We start from the raw sequence: 13,890 nt of genomic DNA, 5'->3' as shown, positions 1-13,890 counted from the left end.
TATTTCAAAGGGTGATAAATAAAATGGATTTAAAAAATTCAGTTACAAAATTCCAAGATACTTTCCAGACAAATGAACAGCCCCGAGCATTCTTTGCACCAGGCAGAATTAACCTGATAGGCGAACACACAGATTATAATGGTGGGCATGTCTTCCCTGCCGCTATTTCCTTTGGAACATATGCATTGGCAGTACCGCGACAAGATAAAACGGTACGTCTCTATTCAGATAATTTCCCTGATAAAGGAATAATCGAAGTGTCACTTGATGACCTTTCCTACAAAAAAGAAGACGATTGGACGAATTTTCCTAAAGGGATGATTCTATACTTCCAAGAAGAAGGATTTAACATTGATACAGGATTTGACGTGCTATTTTATGGGAATATTCCAAACGGTGCAGGTCTTTCCTCTTCCGCTTCAATTGAACTTGTAACCGGTGTTTTATTAGAAAATCTCTACCGTCTGGATATCGACCGTATTCGGATGGTCCAAATCGGACAAAAAGTTGAAAACGATTATATTGGTGTCAACAGTGGTATTATGGATCAATTTGCGATCGGTATGGGCAAAGAAGATAACGCCATGCTATTAGACTGTGATACATTAAATTATGAATATGCACCGATTAAATTGGAGAATCATGATATCATTATTATTAATACAAACAAAAGACGTGAACTGGCAGATTCCAAGTATAATGAACGTCGTAGTCAGTGTGAAACGGCACTGGCAGACTTACAAAAAGAGTTGACTATTAACAGTCTTGGTGAATTAACACCGGAACAATTCGAGGAAAACCGTTCATTAATCAGCGATGAAACGAACCAAAAACGTGCCAAACATGCCGTATACGAAAATGCCAGAACTATCGATGCATTGAAAAAATTAAAAGCTGGTGAGCTAAAAAGATTTGGTGAGTTAGTGAATCAATCCCATATTTCATTACGGGATGACTATGAAGTAACAGGCATTGAGCTTGATACTATTGCCGAAACAGCCTGGCAACAAAAAGGTGTTCTTGGTGCCCGTATGACAGGTGCCGGATTTGGAGGATGTGCGATAGCAATCGTAGAAAAATCTGAAGTAGAACATGTTAAAGTAGCGATTGACAAAGCCTACCAAGAAAAAGTTGGTTATGCACCAACCTTTTATGTAGCAGCCATTGGAGACGGCGCCAAAGAAATTTCACTTTAGGCATAAACTGACGCTCTTACTGGTTCGTAGTTGATACATACTGCGAACTATTGAGCGGACATTTAGTACGTTATTGGAATGAAAATCACCTGTTTTTCCATGTTAGCGGACATTGAATCCCTTATTTGGTTCATTTCAGTCTCCATTAGCACTATTTTAGATGAATAGCGGAATAGATGTCCGCGACCACCCTAAAAACGGCACTTTTGTCACAAATAGCGGAACAAATGTCCGCGCTCAGCCCAGATTTACTTGGATGCCCTCGTTGCTTCGCAGTTTATGAATGGTTACTATTTTTTAAATTAGAAAGGATGATAATAAATGCGTATTTTAGTTTTAGGTGGAGCTGGTTATATTGGGTCACATGCCGTGTATCAATTAATCGATCAGGGATATGAAGTAGTAGTAATTGATAATTTATTAACAGGTCACGAGGAAGCGGTTCACCCGGACGCCACTTTTTATAATGGTGACATTCGTGATATCGAATTCTTGCGTGAGGTATTTACACACGAAAAAATCGATGGGGTACTCCACTTTTCAGCGAACTCTTTAGTCGGAGAATCCATGGAGGACCCACTTAAATATTTTGATAACAATGTTTACGGTACCCAAGTTTTACTGCAGGCAATGACAGAATTTGATATTAAACATATTGTCTTCTCTTCTACAGCAGCAACATATGGTGAGCCTGAGCAAGTACCAATTACCGAAACAATGGCAACGAACCCTACCAGTACGTATGGCGAAACAAAATTAACGATGGAAAAAATGATGAAGTGGACAGAAGCAGCTCATGATATCCGTTTTGTATCCCTTCGTTACTTTAATGTTGCCGGTGCTCGAAGTACAGGAGAAATTGGTGAAGACCACCGTCCAGAAACACACTTGATCCCGATCGTATTGCAAGTAGCTTTAGGTCAAAGAGAGCACATTTCCATTTTCGGTGAGGACTACGATACACCAGACGGCACATGTATTCGTGATTATATTCATGTTGAAGATTTAATAGATGCTCATATACTTGCATTGAAATATTTAAAAGAAGGCGGAGAAAGCAATGTCTTTAATCTTGGAAGCAGTCAAGGCTTCTCTGTAAAAGAGATCATTGACGCCGCACGAAAAGTAACCAATCATCCGATACCTGCAGAAGTTGCGCCAAGAAGAGCAGGTGATCCTAGTACGTTAATTGCAGCATCAGATAAAGCAAAACGTATTCTTGGCTGGAACCCAACAAGAACAGATATTGATCGCATCATAACCGATGCTTGGAACTGGCATCAAGCGAATCCTACAGGCTACAAGGAGGACTAATCATGGCCAACATCTCAAGCTTAGTGAACACAATCGTCAACAATGCCATTGAAAAAGATTTGATCCAGACTAGTGACCGAATTTATACACGCAACCAAGTGTTAGGCCTTCTCAATGAAGCAAGCTATCAGGAAGATGCAGAACTGCTTGACCTATCTATACCGGATATTTTGGAAGAATTAGCGGACCATGCCGTAAGTAAAGGATTAATTGAAGGCTTACTAGATGAAAAAGAACAATTAACAGCTAAAATAATGGATGTTTTTATGTCAAAGCCTTCTGAAGTGAACCACACCTTTCAACTAAAATATCAGGAGTCAGCAGAGCAAGCGACGGACTATTTCTATCAATTGAGTAAAGACAGCAATTATATTCAAACGAAAAGAATTGCAAATAACATCCAATTCAAAACAGCATCTAATTATGGAGATTTAGATATTACGATCAACCTATCCAAGCCGGAAAAGGACCCAGAACAAATTAAGCGTGAAAAAGAAATGAAACAGGATATCGCGTACCCGAAATGCTTATTATGTGCGGAAAATGAGGGATATGTTGGACGTATTGGTCACCCAGCCCGTTCTAATCATCGGATCATTGAGATTCCATTAGAAGGAGAAGACTGGTTTTTACAGTACTCCCCATATGTTTATTACAATGAACACAGTATTCTGTTCGCAAAAGAACACCGTCCCATGAAAATTAACCGAGATTCATTTAACCGTCTTACTGCATTCGTTGAAAAGTTCCCGCATTATTTCATTGGTTCTAATGCAGACTTACCGATTGTTGGCGGAAGTATTTTATCGCATGATCACTATCAGGGCGGTCATTACACGTTTGCCATGACAAATGCTGAAGAAGAATTCAAATTTACACTGAATGCTTTTTCTGATGTGGAGGCTGTTGTGGTTAAATGGCCTTTATCGGTCATCCGCCTCCGTCATGCTGATCGTGACAAACTTGTTGATGCTTCCGATTACATTTTACAAAAATGGCGTAAGTACAGTGACCCTGACGCGGATATTCTTGCATATACAGATGACACGCCACATAATACCATCACGCCCATTGCACGTAGACGTGGCGAATTATTCGAACTCGACCTTGTATTACGTAACAATCGTACGACAGAAGAACATCCGATGGGTCTTTTCCATCCACATGAGGATGTACACCATATAAAGAAAGAGAACATTGGACTTATTGAAGTAATGGGACTTGCAGTACTCCCTCCCCGCCTAAAAGATGAACTGGAAACAATAAAAAAACATCTTCTTGGTGAAAAGGTAACGGTTGCAGAATATCATCAAGATTGGGTACAATCTATGGAAGATAAACATGCTAATATAACACCAGACAACGTAAACAAAATTGTAGAAGATGCATTAGGACAAAAATTCGCTCGCGTCCTGGAAGATGCTGGTGTCTATAAAACAGACCAGTCAGGAAGAGATGCGTTCAAACGATTTTTGTCACACTTAAATGAAGGATAAGTAGGAGGAAACGGGTTATGGAAGTAAAAACAGATGTAGTCAAAGTGCAAGACCAGCAATGGAAAGAGTTTACTTTACTCAATGATAATGGAATGGCTGTTTCCATTCTTAATTTTGGTGGTATTATTACAAAAATTCTGGCGCCAGATCGTGATGGGAAACTAGAAAATGTCGTGATTGGTTTTGAAAACTATGAAGATTACCTTGAAAACCCTGGATACTTCGGGGCCCTGATCGGCCGTGTGGCTGGGCGAATCGAAAAGGCACAGTTCGAAATCGATGGCAAGTCCTATACATTACCTCAAAATGAAGGAAAGCATCATTTACATGGTGGAGAACCAGGCTTTCATAAATCGATTTGGAAGGTAGCTCCTTTTGAAAACAATGATGAAGTAGGATTAACCCTGACACTGCAAAGTGAAGATGGTGAGAATGGTTATCCTGGAAACGTCCGTATGACCGTGACATACACTTTGAATAATGATAATGCTTTTACTATTACCTATGAAGGTGTATCCGATCAGAAAACTGTTTTAACAAGTACCAACCATTCTTATTTTAACCTTAGCGGTAATTTACAGTCAGACATAACAGATCATGAGATTACGTTAGACAGCAGTAAATTCGTTGAGTTGGATGATGAATTAATTCCAACTGGAAATATACTAGATGCAGATGATACGGTTTATGACTTCCGTAATGGCCGTTTAATGAAGGATGGTATTACATCCGACTTTAAGCAGAATCTTGTGGCCAATCATGGCTATGACCATTATTTTATCTTTGACCATTCCAAACAGGAAAGTGCTGTTGTTCGAGAGAAAGAAAGTGGTCGACAGCTAACGGTGATTACCGATCAGCCTGGTGTTGTCATGTATACGTCTAATAATCTGCCGGAAGGTTTATCGTTACGTGAACGTGAATCGGTAAGATATTTAGGACTTTGTCTTGAAACACAAGGTTCACCTGCATCGATTCACCATGAAGGCTTTCCATCTATCTGGTTAGATAAAGATGAAAAATATTTTGCCAAAACTACTTTTATTTTTGATATAATAGAATAAGGAAAAAGACACTCTTTTGCCTGAGAGAGTGTCTTTTTTACGGTTTCCGCAATATATAGTATAACACTTCATTCGCAAGCACTATATATTGATGAAATGTGTTAATTCTGATAAGCTATAATAGATTTAATTTACTATTAATTGTTTTATATAAATAGATAAAGGAGGCTACTATCGAATGCAACCAACGAAAGAGCGGTCATTGGCAATCAATGTGGAGCAGCTCAATGAGGACATTAGAGAATTCCCGCAAGTTCACCCGATTACAGCTGATATGAAGACAACACATAAGGGTGTGTCTCGACTTGTTATGCTAGACCGATATGCATTTAAAGACACAGAAAAAAAGACATTAAAAAAAGGTGACTTTGTCGTCTTAACGATTAAGGAAGATCCGAAATTCCCTGCTAGAGGTACTGGTTTTATATTAGAAATTAATGAATCAAACCGCAAAGCCCGTATTCAAGTGGATAAAGATTATGTTCATGTATTAGAAAAAGATGAAGAGCGTGAAACTGGTGTAATTGAACGTTCTTTAAGCATTATCGATAAACCGTTAGAAGTGTATTACGAACAAATTGCTAAACGTAATGCAACGGGTCTTGCGGAAGTAGAAACAACCAAAGAAAAACAAGATGAATCATTTGAACAGTTCTATCAGGAACTGTCGAGCTTAAACTTTGTTCCAGCAGGACGTGTCCTGTACGGAGCAGGATCTCACACAGATGTAACGTATTTCAATTGCTATGTAATGCCTTTTGTAAGAGATTCCCGTGAAGGTATCAGTGATCATCGTAAGCAGGTAATGGAAATCATGTCACGCGGTGGCGGTGTTGGTACCAATGGATCCACACTTCGCCCTCGTAATGCGTTAGCGAGAGGTGTGAATGGTAAATCATCTGGCTCTGTCTCTTGGCTAGATGATATCGCCAAATTAACACACCTTGTTGAGCAAGGCGGATCAAGACGTGGTGCTCAAATGATTATGTTAAACGATTGGCACCCTGATGTGATTGAGTTTATCATCTCAAAGATGCAAAACCCAAGAATATTACGTTATTTGATTGAAAATACCGAAGACGAAACTATTCAGCAATTAGCAAGTGATAAACTGAATTTCACACCACTTTCTGCAGATGAAGTACAACTATACCAAGGTGTGGTCAATTATAAAAGCATGCCAGGTCAAGGCGGATTCACTGATGCCAATATCGAAAAAGCAGAAGCAGAATTACGCGATGGCGGTTCTTATTCTGTTCACAATCCTGACTTTTTAACAGGTGCGAACATTTCTGTTTGTATTACTGATGAATTTATGGAAGCTGTTGAAAATGATCTTGAATACGAATTACGCTTCCCTGATGTTGAAAATTACGATGCTGAGGAAATGGAATACTACAACAAGCATTGGCATGAAGTTGGAGACGTTAGAGAATGGGAGAAACTAGGTTTTGGTGTAAAAGTTTATAAGCGCATTAAAGCAAAAGAATTATGGGACTTGATTAACGTCTGTGCCACTTATTCAGCTGAACCAGGTATTTTCTTTATTGATAATGCCAATAAGAAAACAAACGCAACCGCTTATGGACAAAAAGTAGTAGCGACAAACCCATGTGGTAAAGTAGCATAGTTTGCCTCATGTAAAACACTGCGGAACGAAGCGGGGAGGCTGTGACGCTAATCCGAACCGAAGGCTAATGTAAAAAGTTAGTCAGGGGCAACGCATACTCGGTGATCCTACTTTAGTAGACTATAATCCGGGCAAGAGGCCGCAGCATTGCACACAACTTACCTATATATTTAAATGAAGTTATATAGAGGTGTAAAAATGAATAGAGGATATGCAGGGTTTTATAAAGGATATTATTTAAGAAGCTCCTATGAATATGCATATGCCAGATACCTTGACTATCAAAAGATAAGCTGGAAATACGAAGTTAGATCCTTTGATATAGGGTACAAAATTTATAAACCAGATTTCTTCTTATACGATCAAAATGGTTTGCTTATAGAAATTGTAGAAATAAAATCCCGAAATAAAGAAGCAAAAGAAAACGCAAGAAAAACTTTACAGTACATTGAAGATAAATATTTTATTAAATGGAATCTGATTTCTTATGAAGAACTGCTTAATTTATATAAAAGTTTACCTTTTTCCTTAACATCTGTTATTACAGAATGGATAAAATCTGACAACACCACTATAAATAAGGCTATGTTTGGTAAATTAAATGGACACTATAACATAAGGCATAATACGAAAACCAAAAAAATAATTGGTGAGCATACTAAAAAATTATGGGCTTCTAATACCCCATCTAGAAAAAGGATGCTAGAAGGTCTAAAGAAAAGTGGTATGAAAAAGGGCTATATAAAAACACCGAGAGAAACAAGGTCATGTAAAAAATGCGGAGAGTCATTTGAAATAACAATCACCTCTAATAAACTATTTTGCAGTCAAAAGTGTGCTGGTAAAGTTGCTATAAAACTTGCAACCCAATCTTATGTTGAAAAAAGAACCATTATTCACCAAAAGATTCGAGATCTTATTATAGAATGGACACTTGAGAACAAAAAAATAGTTGAAGCAACACCATTTAATAAAATCAATACATCCCTATCTCCACTTTTAAAGGAGATATATGAGCGTTTTGATGTAAAAGACTTTCGGGTAATATCTAAGGCAGTTTTTGGTGAAGATCGTGGAAGAAAAGAATTATTAAAATTCATGAAAAAAGTGTGCAATGAAAAGGTATGCTGAACTTACACGAAAGCGAAGTGTAAGAACTAAAGGATAAAAAGCCTTTAGGATAACAATATTGGAACAACCCCTCGCTCCGTTTTCTGTCTGCAATTTAGCAGCCGTTAACTTAGCGAATGTAGCAGACAAAGAGAAGAAAGCACCAGACTTTGATAAACTAAAACAAACGGTCGAAATCGGTGTACGCATGCAAGATAACGTGATTGATTCAACACCTTACTTCTTGGAAGAAAATCGTGTACAAGCTCTAGGTGAGCGTCGTGTCGGTTTAGGTGTAATGGGTCTTCATGATTTATTGATTTATTGTGAATCAGAGTACGGTTCCAAAGAAGGCAATGAATTAGTTGATAAAATATTCGAAACGATTGCGACAACCGCTTATCGCACATCCATCAAATTAGCAAAAGAAAAAGGTAGTTTCCCTTTCTTAGTTGGTGAAACAGAAGAAGAAACACAAAGCTTACGTGAAAACTTTATTTCTACTGGTTATATGCAAGGTATGCCAGAAGATATTCGTGAAGGTGTTTTAAAGTATGGTATTCGCAACTCACACTTATTAACCGTTGCGCCAACAGGTTCAACTGGTACGATGGTGGGTGTCTCTACCGGACTTGAGCCTTACTTCTCTTTCACCTACTATCGAAGTGGAAGATTAGGTAAATTTATCGAAGTAAAAGCAGACATTGTACAGGAATATTTAGATAATAATCCAGAACAAGATCCAGATCATTTACCTAAGTGGTTTGTAACTGCGATGAGTTTACCACCAGAAGCACACGCAGATACGCAATGTGTGATTCAGCGTTGGGTAGACAGTTCTATTTCCAAGACTGTCAATGCACCAAAAGGATATAAAGTCGAACAAGTGGAGCAAGTTTATCGTCGTTTATACCGTGGAGGTGCAAAAGGTGGTACGGTTTATGTAGACGGAAGCCGTGATTCACAAGTCTTAACATTAAAAGCAGAAGAAAATAACTTCTCAGAACAAACCGAACTATTTGAGGATGAAGAAAAGAAAGTTGTTATCGTTGATACAGTAAACGAATTAGACAAAACAGACATGTCAGTCGGCTCAGAAGTTGGCGACACATGCCCTGTCTGCCGTAAAGGTAGTGTCGAAGATATTGGTGGCTGTAATACGTGTACAAACTGTGGTGCACAACTTAAATGTGGATTGTAAAATTGAAATAAATGAACCCGCTTCGAGATCATTAAATCCAGAAGCGGGTTTTTTTGTGTAAGTGTCCAGATTATCATAAAAAGTGTCCAGTAAATTGCGAAATGTGTCCAGTAATCCTCTGAAAGTGTCCAGAAAAATTATATTCTCTTAGGTAGTGTAGTTTTGGCTACATGTATCGGATCATCATTAGATGAAAAAGGAACTAGACGAACACTAAATTCAAAATCCTCTGCACGTAATTCATACTTCTCTAAAACATCTGGTCCACAGCTTGCGGAACCTAAGCCATGCTGTTTATAGTCAAGATTCAGGTTAAAGCTATCCTGTTTGATCAGCTCATGTGTATGTCTTGCCTGATCGATATTTTCCATATCATAACGATGGACACTAAAGTCAAAGGTTGGCTTCCCTGTCACCAAAAGTCCAGTTCCAGATTCACGATATAGAGACATCCATTTTACTTGATGGCGATTCCCATTCTCTTGTGGGACAGCATAATTCGTAAATAGCTGATCGACTGTGCCTTGCCAAACTCCGAAGCGATTAGCCTCTTTACTATCGACATAAGCTTCACCAGGTCCTCTGCCATCCCATTTCACATGATCAAGCGCATCTGGTACTTTCATTTGTAAGCCAATTCTTGGAAGAGTATCTGGAGTATCTCCATCAAATTGACCAGTAACTGTAACCTGAACATCTCCACTGGCATAGACATCATAAGTATAGGTTGTTAAGATCGCCCACGCTAATTTAGGTGGTGCAATTCTTACTTTGGCTATTATCTGTACTTGTTTTTTATCATCTGCAACTTGATAGCTAAAATCGTCAAGTCGGTGCTGCAACCAATGTAACCCATATTTTTGCCAATTCGTTTTATTGCTGACCGGCTTCCATTGATTTGTTTCGTAAATATCATTATCTATTAGCGCGCGCCAGAAATTTAATTTTGGTGTGCTTTCGATTACTTGTTCACCTAGAAAGCTCCATTCTTCGATAAGACCAGTAATCTTGCTGAAAGAAACGTCGAATTCATTTCCTTGAACATGTAATTGATTACGTCCGTCCTCTATAACTAGTCTACCTGATTGCAGTCGCTCTACTGCTGGTTGTACTGCTTTTACAGGAATCTCAAATTGGGACCAGGCGATTTCATAACCGACTCTTGACCATGCCATATCCTTTGCTAATACTACCTTTGCATGAAGCAAATAATCGGTATTTGCAAGTACATTTTCTGGTTCAGAAAAATCGATACGTATTTCCTTCGTTTCTTCAGGCTTTATCCCGGAAAGATCTGCCGTTCCACTTTCTACAATGCCACCATCCGCTTCAACCGTCCATACTAATTGCAGATGATCTAAACCAATAAAATCATAACGATTGGTTACGCTAACTGTTTTAGCCTCCCAATTAACAGACCCTATCTTCACTGGTTCTAATATTTTTTTATACTCAATCAATGCCGGAGATGGTGTATGATCAGACATGACTAATCCGTCCATCACAAAGTTGGAGTCATTCGGCTCGTCTCCAAAATCTCCACCATAAGCAAAATATTCTTCTCCCTCTTCGGTTGTTTTACGAATGCCGTGGTCCATCCATTCCCATACAAAGCCACCCTGGAGTCTTGGATAACGGTAAAATGTTTCCCAGTATTCTTTTAGTGCACCAGGACTGTTCCCCATCGCATGGGCATACTCACAAAGAATATGCGGTGTTTGCAGAAAATCCTTTTTACCTAATCGATCTAAAATATCGATATCTGTATACATGGTTGTAAAGACGTCAGATGATACTGGGTCTTTCTCCGGATCCATATTGCTGCCATTCATAATGGTACGACATTCACCTTCGTAATGAACAAGACGTGACGGATCGCGCTCTTTTGTCCATTGATACATGGCATCATGATTTTGACCGTATCCTGATTCATTTCCTAACGACCACATAATAATCGATGGATGGTTTTTATCGCGCTCCACCATTCGAATCATTCGATCAAGGTAGGCTTCCTGCCATTCTGGGTCATCACTAATCAAATGAGGCTGACCAATATATTCGAAACCATGACATTCTAAATCGGCTTCATCAATGACATACAATCCATACTCATCACACAATGCGTAAAAACGCGGATCATTTGGATAATGAGCTGTTCTCACGGCATTGATATTATGTCGTTTCATCATTTTGACATCCTCGACCATCCAGTCAAACGGTACTGCTTTTCCGTAATCAGGATGATGATCATGGCGGTTAACCCCTTTTAGTTTGATCGCTTTACCATTAACTAGTAACAAACCATCTTTTAATTCTATCGAGCGAAAGCCGACTTTTACCGGAATAACCTCGATGATTTGATCATCCTTTTTTAGTGTTATCAATAATTGATAGAGAGCTGGATTTTCTGCACTCCATTTCAATGGAGCTTCTACTTCGATTGTTTGTACACTTTTCTGTTGATCGATAGTTGCTTCTGCCTGCTCCGTCAATGACCGATCTGGATCAAATAACTGGTATTCTATTTCGTAGTTTTCAGTTGGCAATTCATTTAAGACTGTTTTGATGTTTAACGTCGCATGACGGTAGTCTTTATCCAACTCTGTTTCAACAAAAAAGTCTTGTACATGAAAGGATGGACGAGCTAGTAAATAAACATCGCGAAAAATACCACTTAACCACCACATATCCTGATCTTCAATGTAGCTGGCATCTGACCATTGGTATACTTTTACAGCAATAGCATTCTCTCCGGCTTGCACGTAATCGGTCACATTAAACTCTGCAGGAATGCGGCTACCTTGGCTATATCCTACTTCCTTACCATTAATAAAAAGGTGAAAAGCACTGTCAACTCCTTCAAAGCGGAGAAAAATATGTTGTTTTTCCCAAGTTGGATCTATATAAAAATTACGACGATAAATACCTGTCGGATTTTCCGCCGGGATTCTCGGTGGATCAATCGGGAACGGATATTGTTTGTTTGTATAATGTGGGATTCCATAACCGTTCATTTGCCAATTAGACGGTACAAACAACTCCTCCCAATCACTGGCATCCCTTTCGCAAACATCTTCAGGTACTTGTTGAGGTGCTTCAAAATAGGCAAATTTCCATGTGCCATTTAACAATTGAAATCGTTCGGAATGGCTTCTTTGATTGGTCCATGCTGATTCTTGATTTGCAAAAGGAATATAGTATGACCTGGCGTTTTCTCGATTTCGTTGTAATACGGACAGGGTCTCCCAGTCTTTTGTCATCTTGTTCACTCCATTCTCATCTAAACTTTTGCCACAAATTGTTCTGCTCTTTGTTTTAACGCTTCTAAATCCTCTTTAGAATATGTCTGCTGTTTCTTAACTAAGGAACTGCCTAATCCTGCTGCCACGGCTCCTACCTGAAAATAATCGGATATATTATCAAGGTTTACTCCACCTGTTGGCATTAATGGAATATGTGGCAAAGGTCCTTTGATATCCTTGATATAGGTCGGCCCTAATATAGTGGCAGGAAAGACTTTGATGAGGTCACCGCCATTTTCATAAGCTGTTAAAATCTCTGTCGGAGTCATCGCTCCCGGAATGCTGACAACGCCATATCTTTTAGTCAGCTTTATCGTGTCCACATCCACTGTTGGTGAAAAAATAAATTGCGAACCAGCCATAATTGCCGCCCGAGCTGTTTCCGCATCCAATACGGTGCCAGCACCAACTATCAGCTCTCCGTCAAACTCTTTCCTTACCTGCTCTATTGCTCCTAATACATTAGGTGTATCCACAGTAATCTCTAACGTTCGTACTCCACCTTGATGCAACGCATTCGCCACATCGATAATTTGCTCTGATGGTACGCCACGAATAATCGCTACTAGTTTATGCTGGTAAATCTTTTGCAAAATCTCCATAGAGTTTGAGCTCCTTTCTTATTACCTTGTGACATCTTCTTTAGTGTCTTGTACAAACCGTTCAATTTCATCAATTTCTGGTAATCCTTCTACATCACCATTTACCATAGTAACCATAGCACCAATTGCATTAGCTCTTGCTATCGCTTTCTCCAGTGGAAGCTTCTCCAATAAGCCTGAGATCACCCCAGCAGCAAAACCATCCCCCGCACCAATTGGATCGACTACTCGGTCAATTGGATAGCTTGGTACAAAGCCATGCTCGTCTTTTGTATAGTAGGATGCCCCTTTACTACCTTCTTTCAGTATGACGACTTCCGCACCATTTCCGATAAAAAGACTTGCATAACGCTCAAGGTCATGCTCACCAAACAAATACTTCGCCTCACTTAATCCGGGCAAAACGATATCTGCTTTTGCAGCAATTTCTAATAAAACTTGTTTGGCTTTTTCTTTAGATTCCCATAACTTTTCACGAATATTTGGATCAAAAATAATCTTCACCTTATGCTTTTTGGCATATTCGATCGCTTGATAGACTGCTTGGTAACAACTTTCGCTTAAAGCAGGTGTAATACCAGTTAGATGAAGATATTTAGCGCCTGCAATATAGTCTTCCTTTATATCCTCTGGTCCTAACTTACTGGCGGCAGAACCTGCTCGGTAATAATAAACACGGACATCTTGTTCACTTCGTAGTTCTTTAAAATAAAGCCCTGTCTGTGCTTGCGAATCTGTTTTTACCTGTGAAACATCTACACCTTCGCCACGAACAAAAGACCGCATCGCTTTCCCTAATTCGTCATCACCAACTCGACTGATCCATCCAGCCTGATAACCGAGTCTTGTAATACCAATTGCTACATTAGTTTCTGCACCAGCAAACTTCCTGGAAAAATGGGAAGCATATCTCATCTTTCCCGTTGTGTCAGGTGTAAGTAATGCCATTGTTTCCCCAATTGTTACGACATCCAT

The 13,890-nt window shown here is 39.2% G+C and carries 8 protein-coding genes and 2 pseudogenes; 7 read left to right on the top strand and 3 right to left on the bottom strand.

The annotated features are described in order from the left end of the window. Nucleotides 1-23 precede the first annotated feature (23 nt). From ACTWP4_RS05920 to ACTWP4_RS05890, 7 genes and pseudogenes are all read left to right on the top strand, one after another. The gene (locus tag ACTWP4_RS05920) at nucleotides 24-1,196 is read left to right on the top strand and encodes a galactokinase (protein WP_443127833.1); all 1,173 of its coding nucleotides are present in this window, start codon (nucleotides 24-26) and stop codon (nucleotides 1,194-1,196) included. Between the two features lie 321 nt (nucleotides 1,197-1,517). Continuing rightward, nucleotides 1,518-2,510: a UDP-glucose 4-epimerase GalE gene (galE, locus tag ACTWP4_RS05915; RefSeq protein ID WP_443127832.1), complete on the top strand. Its 993-nt coding sequence runs from the start codon at nucleotides 1,518-1,520 to the stop codon at nucleotides 2,508-2,510. Between the two features lie 2 nt (nucleotides 2,511-2,512). Then, a complete protein-coding gene (galT, locus tag ACTWP4_RS05910) occupies nucleotides 2,513-4,006 on the top strand; it encodes a UDP-glucose--hexose-1-phosphate uridylyltransferase (protein ID WP_443127831.1) in 1,494 nt (497 codons plus the stop codon). Between the two features lie 17 nt (nucleotides 4,007-4,023). Further along, the gene (locus ACTWP4_RS05905) at nucleotides 4,024-5,070 is read left to right on the top strand and encodes an aldose epimerase family protein (protein WP_443127830.1); all 1,047 of its coding nucleotides are present in this window, start codon (nucleotides 4,024-4,026) and stop codon (nucleotides 5,068-5,070) included. Nucleotides 5,071-5,248: 178 nt separating this feature from the next. Then, nucleotides 5,249-6,691: pseudogene (locus ACTWP4_RS05900) on the top strand (vitamin B12-dependent ribonucleotide reductase); the annotation flags it as partial. 207 nt (nucleotides 6,692-6,898) lie between these two features. Further along, nucleotides 6,899-7,831 carry a restriction endonuclease gene (locus ACTWP4_RS05895; RefSeq protein ID WP_443127829.1) on the top strand — a complete coding sequence of 311 codons (933 nt, stop codon included), beginning with the start codon at nucleotides 6,899-6,901 and terminating at the stop codon, nucleotides 7,829-7,831. Between the two features lie 61 nt (nucleotides 7,832-7,892). Continuing rightward, nucleotides 7,893-9,011 (top strand): annotated as a pseudogene (locus ACTWP4_RS05890) (ribonucleoside-diphosphate reductase); the annotation flags it as partial. 137 nt (nucleotides 9,012-9,148) lie between these two features. Here ACTWP4_RS05890 and ACTWP4_RS05885 read toward each other — a convergent pair. Genes ACTWP4_RS05885 through ACTWP4_RS05875 form a run of 3 tightly spaced genes read right to left on the bottom strand, consistent with a single transcriptional unit; the run spans nucleotide 9,149 to nucleotide 13,890 of the window. Further along, nucleotides 9,149-12,271 (bottom strand): glycoside hydrolase family 2 TIM barrel-domain containing protein, encoded by a 3,123-nt coding sequence (locus ACTWP4_RS05885; RefSeq protein WP_443127828.1) that lies wholly within the window; start codon nucleotides 12,269-12,271, stop codon nucleotides 9,149-9,151. Nucleotides 12,272-12,291: 20 nt separating this feature from the next. Beyond that, nucleotides 12,292-12,915, bottom strand: a complete 624-nt coding sequence (locus tag ACTWP4_RS05880) for a bifunctional 4-hydroxy-2-oxoglutarate aldolase/2-dehydro-3-deoxy-phosphogluconate aldolase (protein ID WP_443127827.1) — start codon at nucleotides 12,913-12,915, stop codon at nucleotides 12,292-12,294. Nucleotides 12,916-12,936: 21 nt separating this feature from the next. Then, nucleotides 12,937-13,890: a sugar kinase gene (locus ACTWP4_RS05875; RefSeq protein WP_443127826.1), complete on the bottom strand. Its 954-nt coding sequence runs from the start codon at nucleotides 13,888-13,890 to the stop codon at nucleotides 12,937-12,939.

This window comes from Gracilibacillus sp. D59, assembly GCF_052246695.1.
In the GTDB taxonomy this organism is placed as follows: Bacteria; Bacillota; Bacilli; order Bacillales; family Amphibacillaceae; genus Gracilibacillus.
Note: the sequence above shows the minus strand (reverse complement) of the source record. Positions and strands in the feature narration are given on the sequence as shown.